Source organism: Caballeronia udeis (assembly GCF_001544555.2).
Taxonomy (GTDB): domain Bacteria; phylum Pseudomonadota; class Gammaproteobacteria; order Burkholderiales; family Burkholderiaceae; genus Caballeronia; species Caballeronia udeis.
In genome coordinates this window covers 1-24,133 of sequence record NZ_FCOK02000114.1, presented here as the reverse complement: position 1 = coordinate 24,133, position 24,133 = coordinate 1, and the positions used below count along the sequence as shown (strand labels likewise).

Annotated in this window: 23 protein-coding genes and 3 pseudogenes; 18 read left to right on the top strand and 8 right to left on the bottom strand. The window is 60.5% G+C overall.

The genetic code is table 11. The features are described from left to right. Both AWB69_RS42210 and AWB69_RS42205 read right to left on the bottom strand, forming a co-directional pair. A partial coding sequence (locus AWB69_RS42210; protein ID WP_197500458.1) for an FG-GAP repeat domain-containing protein occupies positions 1-686 on the bottom strand: 686 nt, incomplete at its 3' end. Positions 687-753: 67 nt separating this feature from the next. Next, positions 754-1,059 carry a hypothetical protein gene (locus AWB69_RS42205; protein WP_062092708.1) on the bottom strand — a complete coding sequence of 102 codons (306 nt, stop codon included), beginning with the start codon at positions 1,057-1,059 and terminating at the stop codon, positions 754-756. A gap of 414 nt (positions 1,060-1,473) precedes the next feature. Between AWB69_RS42205 and AWB69_RS42200 the strand changes: the two genes are divergently transcribed. The 8 genes from AWB69_RS42200 (at position 1,474) to AWB69_RS42165 (ending at position 9,074) form a co-directional block, all read left to right on the top strand. Continuing rightward, positions 1,474-1,908: an Hsp20/alpha crystallin family protein gene (locus AWB69_RS42200; RefSeq protein WP_062092707.1), complete on the top strand. Its 435-nt coding sequence runs from the start codon at positions 1,474-1,476 to the stop codon at positions 1,906-1,908. Positions 1,909-1,938: 30 nt separating this feature from the next. After that, complete coding sequence (locus tag AWB69_RS42195) at positions 1,939-2,346, top strand: Hsp20/alpha crystallin family protein (protein WP_062092706.1); 408 nt, start codon at positions 1,939-1,941, stop codon at positions 2,344-2,346. Between the two features lie 75 nt (positions 2,347-2,421). Next, positions 2,422-2,808 carry a hypothetical protein gene (locus AWB69_RS42190; RefSeq protein ID WP_062092705.1) on the top strand — a complete coding sequence of 129 codons (387 nt, stop codon included), beginning with the start codon at positions 2,422-2,424 and terminating at the stop codon, positions 2,806-2,808. Between the two features lie 697 nt (positions 2,809-3,505). Continuing rightward, on the top strand, positions 3,506-4,252 hold the full coding sequence (locus AWB69_RS42185) for a helix-turn-helix domain-containing protein (RefSeq protein ID WP_231937427.1): 747 nt from the start codon (positions 3,506-3,508) through the stop codon (positions 4,250-4,252). Positions 4,253-4,433: 181 nt separating this feature from the next. Next, a complete protein-coding gene (locus AWB69_RS42180) occupies positions 4,434-5,009 on the top strand; it encodes an HdeD family acid-resistance protein (RefSeq protein WP_062092703.1) in 576 nt (191 codons plus the stop codon). A gap of 66 nt (positions 5,010-5,075) precedes the next feature. Then, a complete protein-coding gene (locus AWB69_RS42175) occupies positions 5,076-5,498 on the top strand; it encodes a PRC-barrel domain-containing protein (protein ID WP_062092702.1) in 423 nt (140 codons plus the stop codon). 92 nt (positions 5,499-5,590) lie between these two features. Next, the gene (locus AWB69_RS42170; RefSeq protein ID WP_062092701.1) at positions 5,591-6,196 is read left to right on the top strand and encodes an Hsp20/alpha crystallin family protein; all 606 of its coding nucleotides are present in this window, start codon (positions 5,591-5,593) and stop codon (positions 6,194-6,196) included. A 76-nt stretch (positions 6,197-6,272) separates the two neighbouring features. Then, complete coding sequence (locus tag AWB69_RS42165) at positions 6,273-9,074, top strand: ATP-dependent Clp protease ATP-binding subunit (RefSeq protein ID WP_062092700.1); 2,802 nt, start codon at positions 6,273-6,275, stop codon at positions 9,072-9,074. A 49-nt stretch (positions 9,075-9,123) separates the two neighbouring features. Here AWB69_RS42165 and AWB69_RS46575 read toward each other — a convergent pair whose 3' ends face one another. The 4 genes from AWB69_RS46575 to AWB69_RS42150 all read right to left on the bottom strand — a co-directional run bounded on the left by AWB69_RS46575 (position 9,124) and on the right by AWB69_RS42150 (position 11,373). After that, positions 9,124-9,396 (bottom strand): UBP-type zinc finger domain-containing protein, encoded by a 273-nt coding sequence (locus AWB69_RS46575; protein WP_075644090.1) that lies wholly within the window; start codon positions 9,394-9,396, stop codon positions 9,124-9,126. Positions 9,397-9,442: 46 nt separating this feature from the next. Continuing rightward, complete coding sequence (locus AWB69_RS42160; protein ID WP_062092699.1) at positions 9,443-10,684, bottom strand: NAD(P)/FAD-dependent oxidoreductase; 1,242 nt, start codon at positions 10,682-10,684, stop codon at positions 9,443-9,445. Positions 10,685-10,863: 179 nt separating this feature from the next. Continuing rightward, on the bottom strand, positions 10,864-11,103 hold the full coding sequence (locus tag AWB69_RS42155) for a DUF6566 family protein (protein WP_062092698.1): 240 nt from the start codon (positions 11,101-11,103) through the stop codon (positions 10,864-10,866). Between the two features lie 27 nt (positions 11,104-11,130). Then, positions 11,131-11,373 carry a hypothetical protein gene (locus AWB69_RS42150; RefSeq protein ID WP_062092697.1) on the bottom strand — a complete coding sequence of 81 codons (243 nt, stop codon included), beginning with the start codon at positions 11,371-11,373 and terminating at the stop codon, positions 11,131-11,133. A 541-nt stretch (positions 11,374-11,914) separates the two neighbouring features. On the opposite strand from AWB69_RS42150, the pseudogene AWB69_RS50075 reads away from it, so the two are divergent. The 3 genes and pseudogenes from AWB69_RS50075 to AWB69_RS42135 all read left to right on the top strand — a co-directional run. After that, positions 11,915-12,109 (top strand): annotated as a pseudogene (locus tag AWB69_RS50075) (sugar phosphate isomerase/epimerase); the annotation flags it as partial. Between the two features lie 144 nt (positions 12,110-12,253). Next, the gene (locus AWB69_RS42140; RefSeq protein ID WP_062092695.1) at positions 12,254-12,484 is read left to right on the top strand and encodes a PAS domain-containing protein; all 231 of its coding nucleotides are present in this window, start codon (positions 12,254-12,256) and stop codon (positions 12,482-12,484) included. 4 nt (positions 12,485-12,488) lie between these two features. Then, entirely contained in the window at positions 12,489-13,010 is a 522-nt protein-coding gene (locus AWB69_RS42135; protein ID WP_082913833.1) for a diguanylate cyclase domain-containing protein, read from the top strand. On the opposite strand, the gene AWB69_RS42130 is transcribed toward AWB69_RS42135, so the two are convergent. Further along, positions 13,007-14,458, bottom strand: coding sequence for an aminotransferase-like domain-containing protein (locus tag AWB69_RS42130; RefSeq protein ID WP_062092693.1), 1,452 nt, complete (start codon positions 14,456-14,458; stop codon positions 13,007-13,009). The genes AWB69_RS42135 and AWB69_RS42130 overlap by 4 nt on opposite strands. A 361-nt stretch (positions 14,459-14,819) precedes the next feature. Here AWB69_RS42130 and AWB69_RS42125 point away from each other — a divergent pair, with 361 nt between their 5' ends. The 4 genes from AWB69_RS42125 to AWB69_RS49025 all read left to right on the top strand — a co-directional run bounded on the left by AWB69_RS42125 (position 14,820) and on the right by AWB69_RS49025 (position 21,397). Further along, on the top strand, positions 14,820-16,319 hold the full coding sequence (locus AWB69_RS42125; protein WP_062092692.1) for an EAL domain-containing protein: 1,500 nt from the start codon (positions 14,820-14,822) through the stop codon (positions 16,317-16,319). A gap of 264 nt (positions 16,320-16,583) precedes the next feature. Beyond that, positions 16,584-18,209: an EAL domain-containing protein gene (locus AWB69_RS42120; protein ID WP_082913831.1), complete on the top strand. Its 1,626-nt coding sequence runs from the start codon at positions 16,584-16,586 to the stop codon at positions 18,207-18,209. A 724-nt stretch (positions 18,210-18,933) separates the two neighbouring features. Beyond that, positions 18,934-20,406: a glycoside hydrolase family 15 protein gene (locus AWB69_RS49030; protein WP_197500457.1), complete on the top strand. Its 1,473-nt coding sequence runs from the start codon at positions 18,934-18,936 to the stop codon at positions 20,404-20,406. A 151-nt stretch (positions 20,407-20,557) separates the two neighbouring features. Further along, positions 20,558-21,397 (top strand): glycoside hydrolase family 15 protein, encoded by an 840-nt coding sequence (locus AWB69_RS49025; RefSeq protein ID WP_197500456.1) that lies wholly within the window; start codon positions 20,558-20,560, stop codon positions 21,395-21,397. 100 nt (positions 21,398-21,497) lie between these two features. Here the strand turns inward: AWB69_RS49025 and AWB69_RS42110 are convergent. After that, positions 21,498-21,788, bottom strand: a pseudogene (locus AWB69_RS42110) (LysE family transporter); the annotation flags it as partial. A gap of 94 nt (positions 21,789-21,882) precedes the next feature. Here AWB69_RS42110 and tnpA point away from each other — a divergent pair. From tnpA to tnpC, 3 genes and pseudogenes are all read left to right on the top strand, one after another. Further along, positions 21,883-22,275: an IS66-like element accessory protein TnpA gene (gene tnpA / locus AWB69_RS42105; RefSeq protein ID WP_062092691.1), complete on the top strand. Its 393-nt coding sequence runs from the start codon at positions 21,883-21,885 to the stop codon at positions 22,273-22,275. Then, entirely contained in the window at positions 22,272-22,607 is a 336-nt protein-coding gene (gene tnpB / locus AWB69_RS42100; protein ID WP_062092690.1) for an IS66 family insertion sequence element accessory protein TnpB, read from the top strand. Before tnpA ends, tnpB begins: the two co-directional genes overlap by 4 nt. Positions 22,608-22,674: 67 nt before the next feature. Beyond that, a pseudogene (gene tnpC, locus AWB69_RS42095) lies at positions 22,675-24,036 on the top strand (IS66 family transposase); the annotation flags it as partial. Positions 24,037-24,133: the final 97 nt, after the last annotated feature.

Sequence of the window (24,133 nt, the reverse complement as noted above, 5' to 3'; positions counted from 1 at the left end):
AATCCGGAGCGCATGCAGCCGGAAGAACTAAAGCAGTTTGCTTGAAGTGACACGACAAGTACGTTGACAACCGCCGTAACCGTAACCCACAATTGCGTAGCTGCACCATTCACGTCAGCACCACCAAAGATGTTCTCGAACACCATGCTACCGCTAACCATGTGCATGACAGGGCTCCAGCTTGTTCGGTACATACTCTGCAATGCGGCCGCGTCATACGTTTGCAGCAACAGCTCATCCTTGCCGTCACCATCAACATCCGAAGCGTGCAGGTTAGTTACACCAGCGACCACGTTCCCTTTGGAGTTGACAATGTCAAGTACTGGGTTGCTGGGAGTAATGTCAGTGAAGTTACCCGCGCCGTCGTTATGAACAACCTGGAGCCGCGTGATACCAGACCCTTCCCACAGCGCAGCAATATCAGGATGCCCAGTGCCTTCAAAGTCTCCAGCAACAATGCTAGACACGCCCAAGTGCGATCCCCTTTGCCCTGCAGAATAAAGTGTGTCTGCGTAAGCAGTGGGAATAGGCAGCGTCGCATATTTCTGATACACACCGTTCACGAGCTTGTAGATGAATAGCGCATTTTGATGTGACAAATATGTGCCGTTTGCATACGTGCCGGTGATCAGATAAGGCGTACCGCTGTTGTCGAGGTCAGCTAGCGTAGCAGTACCTGGCAGCACGTAGTCAACCGTGCTGTCAAACTTTGACGTAGCTGTATAAGCAAGTTCAGGAGGCAGCTTGGTAAGATCAGCAACGGCCAGCTCGCCCGTGAACCCACGCGACTAGGGCGGCCCCGAGAATCTTGAGGGCATCATGGGTCAGCGGCTGGACAAACTCCAGCACGGCCTGGATCTCGGCGCTGTCCATCGTGAGTCGGGGAGGCACAATCCTGCCGCCCTGTGACTCCACAACCGCCATGAATTGCTTAAAGTCGCGTACATATTGACTGTTCTGTCCCGCAAAAGGGTCGTCGTTGACCGACGAACGCAGAACGAGCTGAAGTTTTTCGGTGTCGGCCAAGCTGTGCTCCTTATTTAGCGTCGTGTTCTTCATGACCAGCGCCGAGAACTGTGCAAGAAAATCCGGTAAAAAAGGACGCGATTAGCAACGAAACCGGATCCTACAGCCAAGCGGCCAGTTGGCAGCATTCCCCTAAGGGCGCCTAAATCGTCGTCTTGGGCCTGTCCGTCAGGCGGCAGAAGCCGATTCACACCTGCCCTTCTAACGCATGCCCGTCCGGGCAAGAGACGCACCAGCACGTGGAAAGGAAGAAATTGACGCCCGAAATGGAGAGGAAAAAAATTTCATCGGGGCCCCTTGAAAATTTTCGACGATCTCCTATTTTCCATTCCGTAAGCAGTCGCGGTTTTCGCGCTGCGTGTTTCGATTGGTTTGTCAGAGGCATGGCAGACGAACTGGAGCGCGTATGCCGGTTCGTCTCCTGCCGCAATATGGGAGATAGCAGCCATGAGTGACCTTCTTTTTAGTACCAGCCTGCTTGATGAGGTAGATCGCTTTCAGCGCCAGATGTCGTCGTTGTTCAGTGGCTTGCCGTCAAGCATCCGGGCGTCGCGCCTTAGCACCTTTCCGCAAATTAACCTCGGGAGCACGGACGACTCCGTAGAAATTGTCGCGTTTGCCCCGGGTATCGATCCAGCCAAACTGGAACTGACCGTGGACAAGGGCTTGCTGACCATCAGCGGCGAGCGTGCGCGTGTCGAGCCCCCGTCCGAAGGACGTTCTTATGCACAAGAGCGCTTCGTGGGTACATTCCGTCGCGCAATCGAATTACCCCGCGACGCTGATCCGGACAACGTCAAGGCGCGCTACGCGAATGGTTGCCTGACGATCAGCATCGGCAAGCGAGAGACGTCCCGCCCGCGCACGATCGCGATCCAATGACCAACTTTTCAAATATTCGAGGAGAGCATCATGAGCACCCAGACTCAGCTTGCAGAACGCAATGTCGGCGCGGTCGCCCGTCACGGCGACACACAGGCACAAAAGGGTCCCACAATCGCTCCGGCTGTCGATATTTACGAGGATGCCCATGGCATCACTTTGTGGGCTGATCTCCCGGGCGTTTCGCGGGACAGGTTGAACGTCCATGTGCAGGACGGCAATCTCTTCATCGAAGGCGAGGCCTCGATCGATACGCCCGACGGTCTGCGCCTGCATCACGCGGAGATTCGTGAGCCGCGCTTTGCCCGGGCATTTTCATTGAGCGCGGACTTCGATATATCGAAGATCGATGCCAACCTCAACGACGGCGTGCTTAAGCTCAGCATTCCGCGTCGAGAGGAAGCACGGCCGCGCCGCATCGAAGTCAGTGTTGGCTGAATGCCGAGAGGCGCCCGCCGATTGAGGACGTCATGGCGGGCGCCGCTTTGACCGAGAAGCTAACGGGAGCCTACCGTGGATTTCGAAACTGAATGGAAGACCTTAGGAAAGCACCGGGTCCGTCTGCATGCAACCCGGGGGTTTCCTACCGACACCATGCATACCGTGGCTGACCTCGCGCGTATAGCCATCGAAAACAACATGAGCGCGCGGGCGAGGCTTGTGGAAGTAATTTATCGCGACCCAGACAAGGCGTATGACATTTTCGTGGGAACCACGATGTCGGAAGACCGGCGCTGTGCAGCCCAACTCGAAGTTGCCATCGCCACTGTGCTCGGTTTGCTGCCCGAGCAGATAACGGTGACTGTCAACACGGTCGAGCAAACTGAGGTCGACCTAAACTTTGGCGTCTACGAGCGCCTGCTTTCTCAAAAGATCGGCTCAGTTCCTCCAATCCAGTGAACCCGAGTGGATCGTAGAGTCTTGCCGGACCAGCACACGCGGAGGGCTCGCCAAAATAGAGTAGACGCCGAGCTCCGCTCATGCGATGGACCTAATCGATTGTCCCTTGTTGGTTGGTCTCTGTGCCTGTTGGTGACCGGCGGTACTCGACTCCTGCATCCACTGGTCAGAACCACCAAATTCTGGATCGCGGCTCTGTCCATTGACGGTCTTTCGCATGCGAGAGCTGCCTTGGTACGGCATCCACCGGTTGAATCCGCCAACTGATTCCCGACGCTCGACGCCAGTTCGTCAACGGCTCTTGTTGGCCGATAGCGCCAGTTCAACTAAGGCCCCTGAAGCCGACATTCGCGAAGACTGGGACGAGCACGCCAACGCCGGCTCTGGCCGATGATATGTCCGAAAACAGTCCATTATGAACCAGGCCGATTTCGACGTACGGCCTCTGCGCCCCGCGTGCATCTGGCTGAAGCTGCATTCTGCCGGCGGTAGTGCAGCGCTTCGATATGCATATAACAAAGCAAGCTTACCTAGACGAAAACTGAACACTAGAATTCGGTGACCACGACTTCCAGTCCGGCCTTAGCGAACCCGCCCCATGGAGCAAATACCACGTTCTTCACACGTGCAAGATCTTCGCTGCCACTCGATCGGCGTGGCTTGCACGGATTGTGCCGTACAGTCGGCACGATGGATCTTGTGTGTCATCCCGGCGGACCGGTCCACCGCACATGCGAGCGACGTCGGCGGCAATGCGCGCCCCTGTCGGCATATCAGCGTCAGTGCGCCGTTCATCGCGATCGTGCCGGCATGGGCCAGCGTCGAGCTCGACAATGACGACGATCCGTGCGGCCTTGTCGTGGCGCTCAATTTGGCCAAGCTCAGGGAAACCGCTCGAAAGGCGCTCGGCACCACGACGTGCGATATCCCATGCTGGTTCACAGCGTGGGACCCTTTCCTGCGCGAAGCGGCTGTCACGCTCACCGCGTTGCACGTCGGCAGAAGCCCGGACCCTATGTGCCTCACCGCGTTCGCCGACGTATTCGCACTCCATCTAGCGCTCCGGTACGGACACAACGCCGATAGGTGCGATGCGGGTACGAGTCTCACGCAGCCAAAGCTGAGTGTCGTGGAGCACTTCATACGCGAGCACATCGCGGAGAACATCCAGATCGAGCATCTCGCCGCGCTCGTGCACATGAGCTCGTCGCATTTCGCGCGGGCTTTCAAGAACGCAACGGGGCATCCGCCGCACTTCTACCTGACAACCGTAAGATTGAGATTAGCGCAGTCGATGCTGTCGGAAGGAAGCCTCCCGCTGATCGATGTCGCTGCACGCGCGGGCTTTCAGACGCAGCAGCATTTCACCGAGGTGTTTCATCGATATGCGGGCTGCACGCCCCGCGCTTTCCGCGTCGCGCACCACCGCCCGACGATCCGCTGATCCGCTGATCCGCTGGCGACTAAATCGGTGTGTGAACAACAAACACAGAAATCCGACACCTTTGGGCAGGAACTCGAAAGAAGCGCGCGCGTGGCAGATGTAGGCTTGACGATATGAGCCGCATAGACATGACGCGCGCTGTATCAGCCGGATGCCGGCGATCCAACCGAGGAGCCCAACGATGGACGAACTGCTCGGACGCGCATGGTGGATGCTCACGCTGCGCGGCGCCGCGGGAATCCTGTTCGGTCTCCTCGCGCTCTTGTGGCCTGGCCTCACGCTGCTGCTTCTCGTCGGGATGTTCGCGGCGTATGCACTCATCGGAGGCATCGCGGCGGTCAGCGCAGCGATACGCCATCGTTCGATCCGCAAGGACTGGTGGATCCCGTTGCTGCTCGGACTGTGCACGATCGCCGCGGGCCTGATCGCCGTCGCGGCGCCGGGCGTCACGGCGCTCGTGCTGATCGCCGTGATGGGCGCGAACGCGATCGTCACCGGAGTGCTCGATGTCGTCACCGGCATCCGGCTGAAGAGGCGTGGACGCACAGAGTGGCTGCTGTTCGTCATCGGCATCCTGTCGGTGCTATTTGGCATCTTCGTGCTGCTCGCCCCGGGTGCTGGAGCGCTCGCCCTCGTCTGGATGATCAGCACCTACGCGATCGTGACCGGCTCGCTTCTGTTTGTCGTCAGCCTCGCCGCACGGAACGGGCGCGACGCCGTCCTTCCCGACGAGCAAAAGACGCCGCTGCATTCTTGAGCCCAATTCGTGAACCCATCCCGTGTCCGGCGTCCACGTTTCCCGTTGTGCATTCTGGAGAACGTCATGAAGACTATCCTCGCATCGGCCGCAAGGCTGTCGACAATCGTGCTTGGGCTATCTGCTGCTAGCTTCGTGGCCGGCGGCGCGATCGCGCAGGATGCACCAATCGCCGGCAAGGCGACGCTCGGCGTGACGGTCACCGAAGCGCAACTGGTCGCAACGGGTTGGCGCGCATCGCAAATGATCCACACCGATGTCTACAACGAAAAGAACGAAAAGATCGGCCGTGTCGACGACCTGATCGTTGCACCGGATGGCTCGCTCTCCGCCGCGATTATCGACGTAGGCGGCTTTCTCGGGATGGCCGCGCACCGCGTCGCCATTCCCATTCAGCAGTTCAAACAGATGGCGCCGAAGGCAATCCTGGCCGGCGCAAACCAGGACGCGCTTAAAAAACTGCCGGAGTTCGAATATGCCAAGAGCTGACATCAACGGCTGACATCAGCCGCGAACGCCGCGGTACGAGTCACTGAAGATCCTGGCCGCTCTGGCGGCTCATCGGAACAAGGAGCATAGCGATGCTATTGGACCTCGATAAGTGGAACCCCTTCCGTTTCCTGCGCAAGAGCCCTGAGGAAAAGGGTGCGGGCGCGAAACTGAACGTCGCGCCGGCAGCCTCACAGCAGGCCCCCTCGCCGTCGACCCCGGATGCGCCCTCGCCCGCATGGCCGGCATCGTTCGATACGGCGCGCTGGCCGCTGCCCGATCCCCTGCACCTTCTCACCGACCTGATACGCGATCCGTTCGGCGGGATAGGGCCGCTTAGCAACTGGTTCGGCGACTTCAGCTCCAGCCGCTTTCAGCCGCGCCTCGACGTGATCGATGACGGCGACGCGCTGCGCATCGTGGTCGAGTTGCCGGGACTGTCGCGCGAGGACGTGGAGCTCGAAGTCGTCGACGACATGCTGGTGCTGACTGGCGAGAAGCGTATCGAATCGAAGAGCGATGAGAAGGGCTGCTACCGGGTGGAGCGGGCGTTTGGACAGTTCCAGCGGACGATTCCGCTTCCGTCCGGCGTCGATCTCGAACACGCCGAGGCAAATTTTGAGAACGGCGTGCTCACCGTGCGGGTGCCCAAGGCGGCCAATGAGCCCGCAGCGAAGCGCCGACTCGAGATCAAATAGCGCGATGCGCGCGGCGACATCGTGAAACAGCGCGTCAGCTTCCCTGTCCTCCCCTGCCCACCCAACGGACAACATCATGGCCACTTGCAGCGTTTGCGGAAAACCGGCGACCTCGCAGATCACGATCACCGAGAACGGCCAGCGCCGTCTGTTGACGCTGTGCGACGAGCACTACATGCAGTTCATGGCGCGCAGGCAGTCCAGCCTCTCGCCGCTGGAATCGCTCTTTCACGGCGGTCTGTTCGAAAGTCTCTTCGACGATATGTGGTCGCCGCTCGAAGGCAGGCGCGGCGGCTGGCAACCTCTCGGCCAACCGGACGAGACGACGCGCGAGAGCGCAGGGGAAGGCCCGGGCCGGGCCGGCGGCCGGCCGCGCAGGCATCGCCGAGCGCGTGAAGCCGTCGACCTGCAGACGTTCCTGAGCGAAAGCGGCCTGGACCGCTTGCAGGCGGCCGCGCAAAAGGCCGTCGATTTTGGCAAGTCTGAAGTCGATACGGAGCACCTGCTGCTCGCACTCGCCGACAACAACGTGGTTCAGGAGATCTTTCGCGAATTCAAGCTCGATCCCGAAGAGATCAAGAAGAACATCGATCAAAACGCACCGCGCGGCACCCGCGCCGGGAAGACGGACGAAGAACGCATCGGCGTATCGCCGCGGGCGAAAAGCGCGCTGGAGAACGCGCTCACCGCGTCGAGGGAACTCGGCCACAGCTACGTCGGACCGGAGCATATCCTGGTCGGGCTTCTCGAAGAGGAAGATGGCTTCGCGGGCGAGTTGCTGCGCAAGTACGGCCTGTCGTCGCATGCTCTCCGGCAGAAGACGGTCAAGGTGGTCGGCAAGGGCGCCGAGGAAGGCACCGTCGAGGGCCGCTCCACCACCCCGACGCTCGACAAGTACGCGCGGGATCTCAGCGATCTCGCGCGGCGCGGCAAGCTCGATCCGGTGATCGGCCGCGACAAGGAAATCGAAACGACTATCGAAGTTCTTGCGCGTCGGCGCAAGAACAACCCGGTGCTGATCGGCGAACCGGGCGTTGGCAAGACGGCGATCGTAGAAGGACTCGCGCAGCGCATCGCCCAGGACCAGGTGCCGGAAGTGTTGCGCGGCAAGCGCGTCGTCGAGTTGAATATCAACAGCGTAGTGGCGGGGGCCAAGTATCGTGGGGAGTTCGAAGAGCGCGTGAAGCAGGTTCTCGACGAGATCGTGGAGAACCAGGACAGGCTGATCATCTTCATCGATGAACTGCATACGATCGTCGGTGCCGGCCAGGGCGGCGGCGAAGGCGGGCTCGACATCGGCAACGTGTTCAAGCCGGCGCTCGCACGCGGCGAACTGCATCTCGTGGGCGCCACGACGCTCAACGAATACCAAAAGTACATCGAGAAGGACTCGGCGCTCGAGCGGCGCTTCCAGCCGGTGAACGTGCCCGAGCCGAGCGTAGCGGAAACCATCGAAATCCTGCGCGGACTGCGCGACCGCCTTGAAGCGCATCACAAGGTGAAGATCACCGAAGAGGCCATCGCGGCCGCGGCGAAGCTGTCGGACCGCTATATCGCCGCGCGCTTCCTGCCGGACAAAGCCATTGACCTGCTTGACCAGGCAGCCGCTCGCGTGCGCATCTCGTCGAATTCCCGGCCGTCGCAACTGCACGACATCGAGGCGACCATCCGACGCACGCGCCAGGAACAGGACGCGGCGAGCGCCGCCAAGCAGTTCGACAAGGCGAAGCAACTGGAAGACAAGCTCGTCTCCGAACAGAAGCGCCTCAACGATGAGACCGAGGTCTGGAAGAAGGAACGCGGCACCAGTTCGCAAGAGGTGACCGCGGAGGACATCGCGCAGATCGTGGCGTCGCTTACCGGCGTGCCGGTGTCCGAACTCACCGCCGAGGACCGCGAGAAGCTCCTGCGTCTCGAGGACCGCCTGAAGGAACGCGTGGTCGGCCAGGACGAGGCGGTCAGCGCCGTCGCGAAGGCGGTCCGGCTCTCACGCGCCGGTCTCACCGAAGGCGGTAAGCCGACCGCGAGCTTCCTCTTTCTCGGACCGACTGGCGTGGGCAAGACCGAACTTGCCAAAGCGCTCGCCGCCTCGGTGTTCGGCGACGAGAATGCGCTGGTGCGCATTGACATGAGCGAGTACGCCGAGCGGCATACCGTCGCGCGGCTGGTGGGCGCGCCTCCGGGTTATGTCGGCTATGACGAAGGCGGCCAGTTGACCGAGCGGGTGCGTCGCCGCCCGTATAGCGTGGTGTTGCTCGACGAGATCGAGAAGGCGCATTCGGACGTGCACAACATCCTGCTGCAGCTCTTCGACGAAGGCCGTCTCACCGACGGCAAGGGACGTCTCGTCGATTTCACGAATACGATCATCATCGCGACGAGCAATATTGGTTCGCAGATGATCCAGGACAACATGCGCTCCGACAAGAAGCAGCTCGGCTACCCCGAGCTGCGCGATCGTCTGATGGAAGTATTGCGGCATCACTTCAGGCCAGAATTCCTGAACCGGGTCGATGAAGTAGTCGTGTTCCATGCGCTCGGCAAGGAGCAGATTCGCAGCATTGTCGATCTGCAACTCGCGCGCGTGCAGCGCACCGCGGCCGGGCAAAACATTGAGTTGTCATTCGAGGATTCGCTGCGCGAACATCTCGCGGAAATCGGCTATGACCCCGAGTTCGGCGCACGGATGCTCAAGCGCAAGATCCGGGCGGAAGTGGAATCGCAACTAGCCGATGCGCTGCTGCGGGGCGACGTGCACGACGGCGACAAGGTGACCATGACCTACGACCCGGGTACGCACTCTGTGCGTGTGCAAAAGGGCGCAGCGCCCACAGAAGCGCCCCGCGAGGCGCCGACGCAGGAGCCCGCGCATACGTGACGCTGGCATGCCTGAAGACACGCCGTCCGCACGTACAGGCGGCGTGCCGTCACAAGCCGATTTCACCTACGACGATCTCATCGCGATAGCACCAGATCCACGTCTCGCCGGGTTCTATTGATCGCACCAGAGGATGGCCGGTCGCGTGAAAATGCTTGCTTGCATGCCGGTTGGGCGACGAATCGCAACAGCCGACGTGTCCGCACGAAAGACAAAGCCTCAAATGTACCCAGGGTTGGCCAAGCTTCACGCAGTCCTCACAATAGCCGATGGGCGTGTGGAGAATGCGAGCCTCGCCCAGGTGCGTGCAACCACGGGTCATGATCGTACTCCTCGGATAGCTGCGCGCATCAAGGCAGCGCTTACCCTCATGCGCTATTCAGATAGCGATGCACCAGCGCGACAGCCATTGCGCCCTCGCCGACTGCCGACGCCACACGCTTGATCGACCCGTGACGCACGTCGCCCGCTGCGAATACGCCAGGCACGCAGGTCTCCAGATGCAGCGGCGCGCGTTCGAGCGGCCATTTCAGGTCCGACCGATATTCCTGCAGGTCGGGACCGGTCACGAGATAGCCGCCTTCATCGCGGACAATGCCAACCCCCTGCGCCCATTCAGTCTGCGGCACGCCGCCAATGCAGACGAATAGCCAACTCGTCATGACCGTGCGTTGCCGGCCGGTGTGAACATCGGTCAGCGTGATTTCCTGCAACACATCACTGCCTGCGAGCGCAGTGACTTCGGTGCACGGGCACATTTCAATGTTCGGCGCCGACGTGATGCGATCCGCCAGGTATTGGGACAACGTGTTCTTAAGCGATGGGTCACGCACGAGCAAATAGACGCGGTCGGCGGACTGCGAAAAATGCATGGCGGCCTGTCCCGCCGAATTGCCGCCGCCCACCACATAGACGTCTTCGCCATGGATCAGCGCAGCTTCACTCGCGCCGGCGCCGTAATAAAGGCCCGCGCCGAAAAAGCGCTCTTCACCTTCCAGGCCCAGCGTGCGATATGCCACGCCTGTCGCACAGATTGACGTGCGCGCCGTAATACGTGTGCCATCCTCCAGATACACGATACCGTTGCCGGGCGGAAACTCCGCGCGCACGCCGGCGCGCGCCAGCAGGATCTCCGCGCCGAACTTGATGGCCTGGACGCGCGCCCGTTCTGCCAGGTCCGCGCCGCTCGTGCCCTCCGGAAAGCCCAGATAGTTCTCTATTTTCGAACTGCTGCCTGCCTGGCCGCCCAGTGCCCAACGCTCCACCAGTACGGTATGCAGCCCTTCCGATGCGCCGTACACCGCCGCGCTCAATCCCGCCGGTCCTGCGCCGTAAATCGCCAGATCGTAGGCCTCGCGGGATGGACTCGCGAACCAGCCGAGCTTCTCGGTAATTTGCCGGATGGTGGGACATTCGAGCCGCGTGCCGTCATGGAAGATGCAGACCGGCAAGCGCGAATCGGAAAGATGCTGCACGTGCGCCAGTTCCTTCGCTTCTTTATCGCTGCCCAGTTCGATCCATTCAAACGGTATGTCGCTGCGATGCAGGAAGTCGCGTATCACGTATCCGTTAGCGCTGCCCATGCGTCCATAGATCCTGACGACAGACATGGCATCCACCTTTGAAGACGTTCAGGAGTGTGTTTCGTTTCACGCACGTCACAAGCAGGCAGCCGCGTCGGCATAACGACGTAACGACGGTTGGCCGTATCCGTGCATCGTAAATCCATCGCAGAACGGTGTCTTTCGCGATCCTGCCGGGTTTTGTCCGGTTTCCGCTGATCGTTCCATCACATCCGGTTGTGCGACTCTTTCAGCGCGTGATCGACAAAACGCGTGCCCCATTCGATGCCATCGCGCACCGCCTCCTCCTGCGTCAGCCATTCAGGCTGAACCGTCTCCGGACGGAACTCGGCCACGGTGCTATCGACATGACGCACACTCACTTTCGCCTGCCACGCGTTGTACGCGTTCTGCTCCGGCTGCACCACGATCTCGTAGCCTCGATGTTCAAACACGTGCGTTTGCATGAGCCGCTCCGGTTTCGCACCCAGGCGTCAATCTGGAAGCACGAACTCAGTACGCATGTCTTCGATCACCCTCTGGACATGATGGACGTAATCTGCGCCGGGATCATTGAGCGGCACTATGTTCCAGTTGCGGCCGGATGCATCCCGCGGATGCCGCTCTGGTAGCGGCATGCGGACGCGCAAAACTCCCGGCGCGTCAGCGGCAATGTTAGCCATGCGCTTCTGCAGTTCGTCGCGGATCTGCGCAGCGGTTTGAACGGTCTTCGGCATCGTTGTGCCTCGCTCGGTCGCACGTCCGGATCATCACTGAATGGCGCATGGCTCCTCTTGCGTGAGCATGCGCCGACGATGCTTTAAGTCTAGTCGCTAATCCGGATAAGCGCCGACAAATGCGATGAACTGCCTACGTACTCGGTGAGAGACGCTCTCGCGGGCAGACTGCATTTAAGTGCCTGGATGGGAAACCGGCTTAACCCTGAAACTCAAGAATGTAGAGCCCCGTTGTAGTCGGTCGAATACACCAGCGCTTCGGCATCGACGAATACATCGGAAGACTGAATCACGTTCGGCCGATCTGGACAATGATCCATCAGTTGTGCCGGCTGCGGCGGTACAAACGCCCCGACTTCGACTGGTCGGTACGGATCGCTCACGTCGAATACCCGTACTCCCGCGTTCTGATAAGTCGCAAAGATCAGCCGCGAACCGACAAAGCTGCCCGGCCGGTTCTCATGCAGGTTATGCGGGCCAAAGTGCCCTGGTTTCTGCCGGTACCCGATCTCGCTGGGCGATGGAAAGGTCGAGATGCTGACCGGGCTGGGCGGTTCTTGAATGGGAGTGTGCGTTAAAGCTTCCGGAAGCAAGAGCCAAGGAAGGCGCCGCCTTCATCGAGTGACAAATCATTCCCGTGGCGGAGCGGGCGTTCGACGATTTCGCGTCGGTACGGACGTCTGCCGAGGATATTCGTGCGCTGCTGGGAACCGAAAAAGCCGCGCTGACTCAGTAGCATTGCCGGGGCGGCGTTGCCCCTGCGTGCTTCAGACGAGCCCAGGGGATCGCCCGGCACGTTGACCCGGTACGTGGAGGCAGTGCACGTCAAGACTGGTTCGGGCTGGATCCCGAAACAATCCTCGGACGCACCGCGCGTGAATTGCTCGACCCCGACTATGTGGCGACCATCGAGCCGTACGTGCAGCGCGCGCTCGCGGGAGAGCGCGTCGAGTATGAGATCAGCGCTACCATCAACGGAGCCCGGCGCGTGTTGCGCGGACTGCTGGTCCCGAGCCACATTCAAGGACGCTCCGCCCGCGGCTACTACCTGCTTGTGCAGGACGTAACCGAGCGGCAGGCCCTGTCGCCTCCGGGATCTCGCCTTTCATGACGCGCTGACCGGGCTCCACAACCGGCGTGCGTTCCTGTCGAAGCTCGATACTGCGTTGCGCGAGTCCCGTGACTGTCTCGCCGCCGTGATGTTCATCGACCTCGACGGCTTGAAGGCAGTTAACGACGCCTACGGGCATCTATCCGGCGACAGAGTGCTGGTCGAAGTCGCGGCGCGCATTCGCCACTGCGTGCGTGACAGCGATGTGGTCGCGCGTCTTGCCGGCGATGAGTTCACCGTCCTGCTCACCGGCAGCGGGGCGGATAAACACGCGATCGCGGGCATTGCACAAGTCATTTTGGAAACTCTCGGCCAGCCGATGCGAATTGACGGAAGGGTCATCCAGTTGTCGGCCAGCATTGGCGTCCTCGTGCCCGAACCGAGCGCGACGCTGTCGAGCGAAGTCCTGTTGAGGGCCGCGGATGATGCGATGTATCGCGCCAAGCAGGCAGGTAAAGGACCTTTCGTCATGCAGGAGATTCCCGCGCTGAACGCGCCCTCGGCTGCCGCATCGTCCGGCCGCTAGAACGGCTGGGCGGGTCCGGCGAGGCTCGCAGATACAAGCTCCTCGTCCTGAGCGAGCTCGCCGAGGGTTGCCATCGCGCGCTCAATTTCCGGGGACCACGGATACCCGTAGTTCAACCGGATGTGGTGGCGAAATTCACCGCTGGCAGAAAATATCGGCCCGGGCGCGAAGCTGATCCCCCGCTCAAGCGCCGCTTCGAACAGGCGTAGCGAATCGACCTGGCGCGGCAGCTCTACCCACGTGAAGTAACCGCCGTCTGGCCGCGTCGCCATGCTGTGCGCGGGAAAATACCGGTCGATGGCGCCCAGCATGGCCGCCTGCTGAGCCGCCAGATCGCGGCGAAGCTTGCGCAGGAACCGGTCGTAGCCGCCATGCTCGAGGTAGTCGGCTATCGCGCGTTGCGCCGGGACGCTAGCTGATAGCGTCGTCATCCACTTCGCGCGCTCGAGCTGTTCCGCGAATCGTCCCGCCGCCGCCCAGCCGATCCGGTAACCGGGTGCGAGGCTCTTCGCGAACGAACCGCAATGCAGCACGAGTCCGCGCTGGTCGAAAAATTTCGCCGGGCGGTTCGGCACCGGTCCAAAACGCAGCTCGCTGTACACATCGTCTTCGATAAGCGGTACTTCGTACTTCGCGAGCAAGGCGACCAGCGCTTGCTTTTTTGCGTCGGAGAGCGTCGCGCCTGTCGGGTTCTGAAACGCGGTCATGAACCAGCACGCGCGGATCGGATGGTGGTCGAGCGCCTGCGCGAGCGCCTCGATGTCGTGACCTTCCACAGAGTGGACAGGGATTTCCACAACCTTCAATTGAAGCCGCTGGATCGCCTGGAGCGCCGCATAAAAGGTAGGCTTTTCGATGACGATTTCATCGCCTGCGCGAGTAAGAACCTGAAGGCTCAGCGTCAACGCATCGAGTGCGCCACTCGTGATGATGATTTCATCGACATGAACCACCATCCCGGCCATCAGGTAGCGCAGTGCTATCTGACGACGCAATGCGTCATCGCCAGGCGGCAGCGCGGCCACCATTTTTGCGAGATCAGTCGAACGATTGACGGATGCGCACGACTTTCCAAGACGTTGCATCGGAAAGACCGCGGGACTCATGAATGCCGAGCCGAGTGCCACGGTATGTGTGTCCTTGATCGAGTGGAGTACTTCGAACACGAGCTCACTGATGTTGACGGATTTCGACGCTTCATTCGGCGTCGAGGCTGCTCCATGCAGGGGCGCGCCAGGAGCGGCCGCCGAGACGAAATAGCCCGAGCGTGGCCGCGCCACGATCAAGCCCTTGCTTTCGAGCAAGTAATACGCGCGAAACACGGTGGATGGACTGACGCCATAAGCGTCGCACGCAGCGCGAACCGCGGGGATGCGCGTGCCCGGCGGCAGGTCGCCGCGCTTTATCAGGTCGCCGATTTGCGAGGCCAGCCGCTCATAACGTTTCATCTTCGGCTCCCATGCAAGACGGGCTGCACCATGACTTAATCGATAGGCTCTACCTGATGCAACCCGTTGTCAACGCTCGCCGGGGCCGCTTTCTCGAAGACTTCTGATACGTCTTTTTTGCGCGAATCTGCCCCTGTCACTGCGTGCCGTTCACTGGCAAAGTGCGCTTCCGTTCAAACCACCGGATTTACCCGGAGAGTTCACCCGCGCTCATCGAGCGCGGGCGCGTTTCGACCGTTCTGGACCCAGGTAACTTGCGAAGAATGAGACATCGATGTCGTTGGGTCTTATAGGGAAACATTCGAAGCGTCGCCCAGTCGAGCCGCGGTGTTTCGATTTCATTCGCTGGACAGTGATACTTATGCTGACCGCCGCAAGGTTATCGCTCGCACAAGCGGACGCCGGCGCGGGCTCTTACACCGACAGCAATGCCGAACACAGTTATTCCGGCATCACCGGCCTGCTGCCGAAAACGTTCGGCGAACCCGCGCCGGCAGTCGAGACATCCGTCCGATTTGGCGCGGCGTGCGCACTTCCGATCTCGCTTTCCCTGATTCCGGCCTCGCTCGCCGGTCCTGACGCGAGTCCGGTATTTCCCCTCAACCGTGTCTGCGATTCGCTGCGCGACGCATTCGCCGAGGGCAGCGAAAACGCGGTAAGCAGTGCTAGTGAACCGCTGCTTGCAAGGCTCGAATGGAGCGCGCCCTCGCAGACCTTTCTCTTCACGCTAGAGCGCCGCCTCGACTCTTCCGACTCCGGATGGTCGCCCGGCAACAATGAGAACGCTGTCGCCCCTGTAGCGGACCGGCCAGAGGACCGGCCAGTTGAATTCGCCGAAGACAGGCCGACAGCGGATCACAGCCCTTGCTCGACCAGCCCGCCATGCAATGCCCATCCTTCGTCGGCGGTTAGCCAGGAAGAAGCCCCGCCAGCTGAGCGCACCGCGTTCGCCACGCCCTCCATAACAGCGGGGTCCAATGCGCTGGTGCGCATCCGGAGTCGTCTGCTCTGGCCGCTTCTGCTTGCGCTCGTTGCTGCCGTGGGATGGCTACTGTGCAAACGCTGGAACCGCTACGACATAGCGCTGATACGCGCAGCACGAACTGGACTCAGACGTCGCGAGTTTCATCTCGAATATCAACCCGTGGTGAGCTTGAGACAAGGCAGATGCGTGGGCGTCGAGGCGTTGCTGCGATGGGATAACGTGGCATTCGGCTCGCTGGGCCCCGACCACTACATGCCATTCATCGAGAAAAGCAGTCTGATCGGGCGGTTGACGCAGTTCGTGATGTCGACCGCTACGCGTGAGATAAGCGCGATTCCGGAATCGAAGTCGCTTTATGTGGGCATCAACATGTCCGCGGCGCAACTGCTGAGCCCCGGGTTCATGGAAGATCTTCGCGATGCGATTCCTGCCAGCGAGCCCACGGTGATACTCGAACTCGATAAAGGCGACGTCACGGAAACGGGACCACAACTGGCGCGAGTCATGACAAGTGCGCGCGCACTAGGCGTGCAGTTCGCACTCTCGGGAATCGGTCCGTCTTTCACTGACCTTCGCTGGCATTCACAATCGGACTTCGAGATGTTCAAGATAGACCGGGCCATCTTCGAGCTCACCCCCTACGAGCGATCGCGTCACTTCGAATCGATTATCAGCATGGCGCATCGTCTGGATGCGGTGGTCGTGGTGGAGGGGGTGGAAACGGCAGTGCAGCACGCTGCCGTGCGCGCGACGCAAGCTGAATTCGGTCAGGGATTCTTTTATGGCCGAGCGCTCAGCATCAGCCGTCTTGCGGCATTTCTCGCTAGCGGGGGTGGCGCCACAATCCTCGCGTGGCGCATCAGGAAATACTCATAACTTGGGGTCCCCTTGATTTCGTTGCATTTTACGGGGATAGCAGCGCCTAGGCGCCATGCGGCTTTGCGAAACGGCCCTATTAAATCTCGACGCCGGCAAGGCGACTCTGCTCAATCACGTCAGGGCTTCCTCTCCTGGCCTTTGATCGGGCAATCGGACGCCGCAAACCGTCCCAGGCCGCCGCAGCATAGGCACTTAACTCGCCGGCGAAGAACAAGTATGATGAATGAGCGACGCTTGCGTCTCGTTCGATGTCCGCACAATATGGTCGAAGTGTTTAAGCTCAAACTCGCTCGGCAATTCCGGTCTTTCTTTCCCGATCGTGGCCCGGTCTGGGGACGCGGCGTCGCGCGCAATCTTGCGGGAGCGAGTGCGGTGATTGGCGGTGTCTGCGTGATACTGTCCGCTGTGGCGTTCGGCGAGCACTACGCGGACGGTGCGATCCGCTTCCGCGAACAACTCGTCGCCGGCGACATGGTCGAATCGGTCGAGCGCATCCTGCGTCATGTGATGTCGCGTCAGCGCGAGCCGCTCGATCAGCTGCCGGGCCAGCCTTGTGAAACCGTGGCGAAGCAGCTCGCCGAATTGAAGACATACGTCCGCTACGTGCGCGGCGTCAACCTCGTTGAGAATGGACGCCTCTATTGCTCCTCTGCGTTGGGGCCGATGAACGTACCGTTGTCGGCCTACATCTCCACCACGCAACGCGATCCCGGCATCAGCCTGATCCGTGGCACCCCTTACCAGCCAGCCATCCCGGTACTGCCAGTCTTTCTCTCGACTGGACACGGCACTGGTCTGCTGTATGTCATCGAAGCCCCGTACGTCGCAGATATTCTGGCGCACGGCCTGCGCTACGGCGCAAGCAAGGTGACGCTGTCTGTCACCGGATCCGGTGCGATTGACGAACATGACGTATTTTCCACCGCCGGTGTCGCTGCGGCGCCGCGCTCCGGCACGCAGGTAGGATCGGCCAGGTTCCCCTTCTCCGTGACGGTGACGGCATCTCCCGCTTTCGCGTCGCAGATGCGCTGGAAGTACGGCGCGATCTTTTGCGGGACCGGGGTGCTGCTGAGTCTTCTAATTGCCGCCGCCTACCTGCTTGCCTTCGCGCCGCGACGATTGTTGCTGTCCGCCGTCCGGCAAGGGCTCAAAACCGGTCAGCTCTACATGGTTTATCAACCGGTCGTCGACATCGCGACCCGCCGCATCGTGGGCGCCGAAGCTTTGCTTCGCTGGAGTCATCCTCGCTGGGGGCCGATCAGCCCCGCTGTCTTCATGGCGGAGGTTGAATCGAGCAGCCTTCTCGCCGACGTCACCCGGTTTGTGCTGCAACGGGCCACGGCCGATATGCGGAGGTCGACCGACAGCGCGCCTTTCCGGATAGCTGTCAACGTAGCGCCGATGGACCTTGAACGCAAAGAGTTCGTGTCGGAGGTGCTGGCGCTCACTAAACGACTGCCCGAATCGACGATTCTCGTGCTCGAAATCACCGAGCGTTTCCTGCTGGCTCGGCATCCCCGTGTTCGGAAGATCTTCGAGACCCTGCGAGAACATGGTGTGCGCTTCGCACTTGACGACTTCGGTACGGAGCACAGCAACCTCGATCTGCTCGGGACGTTTCCGTTCGATTTCGTAAAGATCGACAAGCAGTTCATCGAGCAAGTTGACAAGGGCGGTGCGAGCCTTATTGAAGGGATCGCCGCCGTGGCAGGACACTATGGCATGCAGGTGATCGCCGAAGGTGTCGAAACGGAAGCGCAGCACGACGTGCTGCGCAGGCTGGGGGTTCCCTACGGTCAGGGCTACCTCTACCGACGGCCGGTGGCCGCCGACGAACTATTTGGTGTTCGGCCGGCAGTGGTATTTGCTGCAGATCCAGTGAAATGATGCGGCGAGACGGGACCGGGTGCTTCGCATTCAGGCCGGGGCCCGCTTCAATTCACCGTCCGCCTGGCGCTTGAAGATGGCCGTGATGCCATATGGCGGCGCCTTGCTAAACCAAGCAATTCGGCAAAAGTTCGATTACTCGATGTGAGGAGCAACGTTTGCCGCTCGAGTGCTATCCCGTTCCAGGCCCGCGTTTCCCTACCCACACATCCCGCCGAGGAGACAAAGCCGCGTGGCTGAATGACTGCTCTCAGAGAGCGAAGGCGCCGCTCCAGCGACGCCGCGAGGATGAAGGCGAGCGTCCCTTCATGGCCGGCTCCGGTCCCACATGAACCGAGACTTTGCTCGCCGTGGTTCGCATCGCGGCTGCACAAGCAAACGTACGCGAAGTCGCGGTCATGGCAACGTTGGCCATCAGCGAGTCGAGCACGCCTATGAAACCTCGAGATCCAATGGCTGCGTCGGCCTTCTCCTCGACGTGTGCGACGGGGGCGAAGTCCGCACCGGTCGCAAACCCTCCGCTTCGCGGCTGGCAATGCCGATAACGTACGTCAACCCGGCCATAGCTTCATGCCCATTTCCCGGTAAAGCACGCTGGCCTGTGTGGCTTGCATGCCCCGCCAAGCGTCATTACGAGCAAAGCATACGCCGCCTCCAGTCAAAGAAGCTCGCATTCGCTATTTCTGCGCCCTATAACGGTAGTGAAATAATGGGGTGAAACGCCATGGCAAACTTGCTTCAATCCAACTCGGCTCCCGGCGCGCCAGGTAATCCGCTCAATTGGAGCCGCGCGGACAAGGATGCCATCGGCACCGCGCACTCCCTATCCAGCCAGGTGTGGTACACGACCGCAGGGGGCGTCCTCACCGAAATTTACTTTCCAGACGTTGACACCCCGCAAGTACGTGACCTTCAGCTCATCATCACCGACGGGTTGACCTTCTTTCACGATACGCAGAAGGATTTCACATACCAGTGCACATTTCCGGAGCCAAAAGCCCTGTCCTTCCAGCTGACTTCCCAGGCTACCGGCCAGCCCTACACGGTCGTGCAGGACGTGATCGCTGAACCGGGTGCATCTTGCCTGTTAGTTCGTACGACACTGCAGGGAGCCCAACCTTTCCTGGATAAGCTACACGTCTATGCGCTTCTGGCGCCTCATATGGCGGGATACGGAGCCGAAAACGCTGCCTATCGCGTAAGCACCCAAAATGGGGATCGGTTGGTGGCTACGCGCGCAAATTATTGGCTGGCCTTGGGAGCAGACTGCGGCTTTGGGATGACCAGTTGCGGATTCGTGGGTATCAACGACGGCTGGACCGATATCATCGCCAACAAACGGTTGCCGGTCTGGAATTACGATTCGGCCAAAGGCGGATACGTCGCGTTGACGGCGGAGATCAAACGCGCACCTGGGCAAAATGAATTTGTACTGGCACTGGCGTTCTGCATCGATGAAGCAACCCCGATAACCCAGACCTCCCCCAACAACGCGCTGACCGCCATCTCCGAGGCGCTATCGTATCCTTTTGACGGACCCGCTCTCACTTACAGCCATCTGCAGGCGTTTAACCAGGGCTGGAAAGCAGCAGTTCCCACGCCGTTCGTGCCGAAACCAGGGACCACCGGCGACGGTGATTCGCTTTTCAATAAAAGCCGGAACATCCTGCTCGCACATGAAGACAAGACGGCTGACGGAGCGCTAGTGGCCTCGTTAAGCATCCCTTGGGGGCAGACGATCACGGACCTGGCTTGCGGCTATCACATGGTTTGGCCGCGTGATATGTGCCAGAGCGCAATCGCGCTTCTTGCCGCGGGCGAAGAAGATGCGCCGTTGCGCGGGCTCATGTTTCTGGCCTCCTCCCAGTCGGCGGATGGCAGCTTCCACCAGAAGTTCTTCATCGACGGAGAGCCGTGGCCAGGGGACTGCTCGCAGCTTGATGAATATTCGTTTCCTGTCATCTTGGCCTATCACCTGAGCGAGGCCGGTTTGCTCCAACAGTTCGACCCGACGGGGATGGTGCTGGCTGCCGCCAGGGCGCTGATCATAAATGGCCCGATGACCCAGCAGGAGCGATGGGAAGAGCTCGAAGGTTATTCGCCTTCGACTCTCGCATCAAACATAGCAGCGCTAGTTTGCGCCGCCGATAAATGGGCGGACCCAACTACGGCTCAATTTTCTGCTCGAATACGCTGACTTCCTTGAGGCGCATCTCGAGGCATGGTGCGTCACCACACAAGGCGCACTACTGCCAGACGTTTCGCAACACTACGTCCGGATTTTACCGACGCACGTCAAGGGCGGCGCAAGAGACTTCGATTTTCCGGAAGATCCCAACGTTGTCCCGGTGACCCTTTGGAATCAGACGTACAACGCACGAGACGTCGTAGACGCGGGCTTTCTGGAACTGGTGCGATATGGCGTGCGCGGCGCGGACGATCCTGTCATCGTCAATTCCGTCAAGGTTGTCGATGCGATCATCAGGAAAGGCCTGCCGCAGGGGCCTGGTTTCTACCGGTACAACCACGACGGTTATGGTCAGGGGGATCTTGGTCAGGACTGGTACGTTGGCTGCTCCTTCGGTGTAGGCCGCCCCTGGCCATTGCTCACCGGCGAACGCGGCCACTACGAACTGGCCGCTGGCAACGACCCCAAACCCTACATCCAGTCTCTTGAGGCGTTCGCTGGCTCGCGCGGTTTGCTTCCGGAGCAAGTGTGGGATATGCCTAATCTGCCGAACACGCCGTTCGTCACCGGAGGACCGACCGGCTCTGCCATGCCCCTTGCATGGGCGCACGCCGAATATATCAAGCTTGTTCGATCCTTTTCGGATAATCGTGTCTTCGACCGGCTGGATGTAGTCGCTAACCGCTACCAGCCGACGCCGGGCGGGACTCCGCGCGCTACGAGCACGCTCGAGGTCTGGAACTTCGATCGTCAGTTACCGTCAATGGCGGCGGGCAAGACAGTTCGCATTCCTCTGGACGCACCTTTCCGTCTGCGCTGGTCGATCGATAACTGGAACACATGGCAGGACACGACAGCCGCCGCCACCGCGGTCGCCATCTACTACGTCGACCTGCCCACTCAAGCAGTCCAAGCGGGGTCGTCTCTTACATTCACCTTCTTCTGGACTGCAAGCCAAATATGGCAGGGGGCCAACTTCTCCATCGCCCTCCACCTCTGAGCAAACACGCGTTTGGCAGCGAACAGCTACCGCGATCGGCAGCATGCCACCCAAAGCGGCCTCTGGATTGCCTCGGAAACAGCCATTCGGACAACGCGTTTTAGACGCGCGATGCTAGAAGCCTGATTCCGGCGAGCGCAAATACGATGGCAAGGCACGCTTCCAAAACCCGGCGAATTCGGGCGTACAAGCGGCGAGCTGTCGCCGTCGAGAAAACTAGGGCGTAACCACCGAAGACCGTTATTCCGATGACGAGACAGCCGGGAACCATAGCGACCGGATGAGCGTTTCCTGTGGTCGATGATGCCAGTGCTGCAATCGATATCCAGACGAGGATCGCCTTGGGATTCGTGAGATGCAGCAACGCGCCTCGCGCATAAAGATGCGCTAACGGCGGCGATCGGCCGTAAGCGCCCGGTGATGGCATCTTGAATCGACGCAGCAGCCTTGGGAGCATCGTGTCCACTTAACGAATAGGCGGACACGTGAACACTATTGACCAAGATGCACCCTCGGGGCGCCGCAAACGGCGGCGATACACGGATGAATTCAAAGCAGAAGTAGTGGCTGCCTGCCAAGGACTCGGTGTGTCGGTTGCCGCGATTGCGTTGATGCATAAACTGAACGCCAACTTGCTGCGGCGTTGGTTGGAGAAAGCAGAGAGCGGCGCAACGACGACGGTCAGTGACGTCGTAGCAATGAAGCCGTCAGCGGCGGCGCCCATACCACCTACTTTCGTCCCACTTCAACTAAGCGACACAAATCATCCGAGAGAAATTCGCGTCGAGGTGCGGCGCGGCCAACAATCAATCACGGTCAGTTGGCCGACATCCGACGCGGCCCAGTGCGCAGCGTGGTTACGCGAGTGGCTGAAATGATCCGCATCGACGAGGCGTGGCTCGCAGTTGACCCGCTGGACATGCGTGCAGGGTTCGACACGGTGCTGGCGCGGGTAGTCGCCGTGTTCGACGCGGCGCATCCTCACCACGCTTATCTCTTCACGAACCGCCGAGCTAGCCGCCTGAAGGTGCTTGTCCACGACGGAATCGGAATCTGGTTGGCAGCGAGGCGGCTAAACCAGGGACAGTTCGCCTGGCCGCAGCCCGGCACCGACACGCGTCGGGCGATCACGCAGGAGCAACTGGCTGGACTGGTGCTCGGATTGCCGTGGCAACGTATCGGCCAAGACGGCGTAATTCGCGTCGTGTAAGCCGGCCCGCGACAATCGGTGCGTGTGCCAATACCCTTGTCGCACGGGCTTTGGCACACTATTGGTCATGATCGATAAGGCACAACTCCAGGACATGAACGCAGACGAACTGCGTGCGCTCGCTCTGGAATTGATGTCCGAAGTTCAGGCGCAACAACACATCGTCGATCGCACGGAAGCGGCACTACGATTTAGCGACGCGAAGCTCGCGCAACTTACGCACGAGATGGCAGTACTCAAGCGCTGGAAGTTTGCTGCCCGAAGCGAGAAGCTCGGTCACGAGCAGCAAAGCCTGCTCGATGAAACAATCGATGCCGACTTGGCCGCCATCGAACTCGAGTTAGAGAGGCTGTCCCCGCAGCCAAAGGCGAAAGATGCACCGAACAAACCACGCCGAACGCCGCTGCCGGCAAACCTTCCGCGTGTCAATGTTCATCATGAGCCGCAGTCGACCCTCTGCGGCTGCGGATGCGAACTCAGGCGGATTGGCGAGGATGTCAGCGAGAAGCTTGATTACACGCCAGGCGTGTTCACCGTCGAGCGTCACGTTCGTGGCAAATGGGTGTGCGGCCACTGCGAGACCCTGACCCAAGCGCCGGTGCCAGCGCATGTCATTGATAAGGGCATTCCGACTGCCGGCCTGCTGGCACACGTGCTCGTGTCGAAACACGGTGATCACCTTCCGTTGTACAGACAAGAACGCATCTTCGCGCGCGCCGGCCTGGCGATTCCCCAATCGACACTGGGCCAATGGGTTGGCATGTGTGGCGTTCAACTGCAGCCGTTAGTTGACGCGCTGAAAGAGAAGATCCTGAAGCATCGCGTGTTGCACGCTGACGAGACACCGATCTCGATGCTCAGTCCGGGAAAGGGGAAGACCCAACGCGCTTATCTCTGGACTTATTGCCCGGGGGCATTCGAACCAATGAAGGCGGTCGTCTACGACTTCGCCGAGAGCCGCGCCGGCGAGCATGCGCGAGCGTTCCTCGATCCATGGCGCGGCCACTTGGTGTGCGATGACTTCGCGGGTTATAAGCAGTTGTTCGCCCAAGGCGTGACCGAAGTTGGTTGCCTTGCCCACGCGCGCCGTAAGTTCTATGACTTGCATGTCGCCAGTCGAAGCCAGATTGCCGAAGATGCGTTGCGCTACATCAGCCAGCTGTACGATGTCGAGCGCGAGGCGCGTGATCTCTCCTCCGAAAATCGATTAGAACTTCGCCAACGATGTGCGCGCCCCGTAGCCGAAGCGCTGCACGCCTGGATGGTTCTGCAGCGTGCGCGCGTGAACGAAGGTTCGTCCATAGCGAAGGCGCTCGACTACAGTCTACGGCGGTGGGCAGCGCTCACCCGATATCTCGATGATCCCCAGCTTCCCGTGGACAACAATGCTCTAGAACGCCAGATCAGGCCTATTGCAATGGGGCGTTCATTGTGCACCTCCTTCTGAGGCCTCGATAAACATTGGGATTTGTCCTTCCCCATCATTGCGACACGGGCGATGTTTGCGCGATAAGGCCGCTGTAACC

Coding starts and splice junctions, on each gene's coding strand:
- AWB69_RS42155 (WP_062092698.1), bottom strand. CDS start 11,103: ATGCAAACGCACGTGTTTGAACATCGAGGCTACGAGATCGTGGTGCAG.
- AWB69_RS49030 (WP_197500457.1), top strand. CDS start 18,934: ATGGCAAACTTGCTTCAATCCAACTCGGCTCCCGGCGCGCCAGGTAAT.
- AWB69_RS42195 (WP_062092706.1), top strand. CDS start 1,939: ATGAGCACCCAGACTCAGCTTGCAGAACGCAATGTCGGCGCGGTCGCC.
- AWB69_RS42205 (WP_062092708.1), bottom strand. CDS start 1,059: ATGAAGAACACGACGCTAAATAAGGAGCACAGCTTGGCCGACACCGAA.
- AWB69_RS42170 (WP_062092701.1), top strand. CDS start 5,591: ATGCTATTGGACCTCGATAAGTGGAACCCCTTCCGTTTCCTGCGCAAG.
- AWB69_RS42150 (WP_062092697.1), bottom strand. CDS start 11,373: ATGCCGAAGACCGTTCAAACCGCTGCGCAGATCCGCGACGAACTGCAG.
- AWB69_RS42180 (WP_062092703.1), top strand. CDS start 4,434: ATGGACGAACTGCTCGGACGCGCATGGTGGATGCTCACGCTGCGCGGC.
- AWB69_RS42130 (WP_062092693.1), bottom strand. CDS start 14,458: ATGAAACGTTATGAGCGGCTGGCCTCGCAAATCGGCGACCTGATAAAG.
- AWB69_RS42200 (WP_062092707.1), top strand. CDS start 1,474: ATGAGTGACCTTCTTTTTAGTACCAGCCTGCTTGATGAGGTAGATCGC.
- AWB69_RS42125 (WP_062092692.1), top strand. CDS start 14,820: ATGCTGACCGCCGCAAGGTTATCGCTCGCACAAGCGGACGCCGGCGCG.
- AWB69_RS46575 (WP_075644090.1), bottom strand. CDS start 9,396: ATGACCCGTGGTTGCACGCACCTGGGCGAGGCTCGCATTCTCCACACG.
- AWB69_RS42165 (WP_062092700.1), top strand. CDS start 6,273: ATGGCCACTTGCAGCGTTTGCGGAAAACCGGCGACCTCGCAGATCACG.
- tnpB (WP_062092690.1), top strand. CDS start 22,272: ATGATCCGCATCGACGAGGCGTGGCTCGCAGTTGACCCGCTGGACATG.
- AWB69_RS42160 (WP_062092699.1), bottom strand. CDS start 10,684: ATGTCTGTCGTCAGGATCTATGGACGCATGGGCAGCGCTAACGGATAC.
- AWB69_RS42120 (WP_082913831.1), top strand. CDS start 16,584: ATGGTCGAAGTGTTTAAGCTCAAACTCGCTCGGCAATTCCGGTCTTTC.
- AWB69_RS42175 (WP_062092702.1), top strand. CDS start 5,076: ATGAAGACTATCCTCGCATCGGCCGCAAGGCTGTCGACAATCGTGCTT.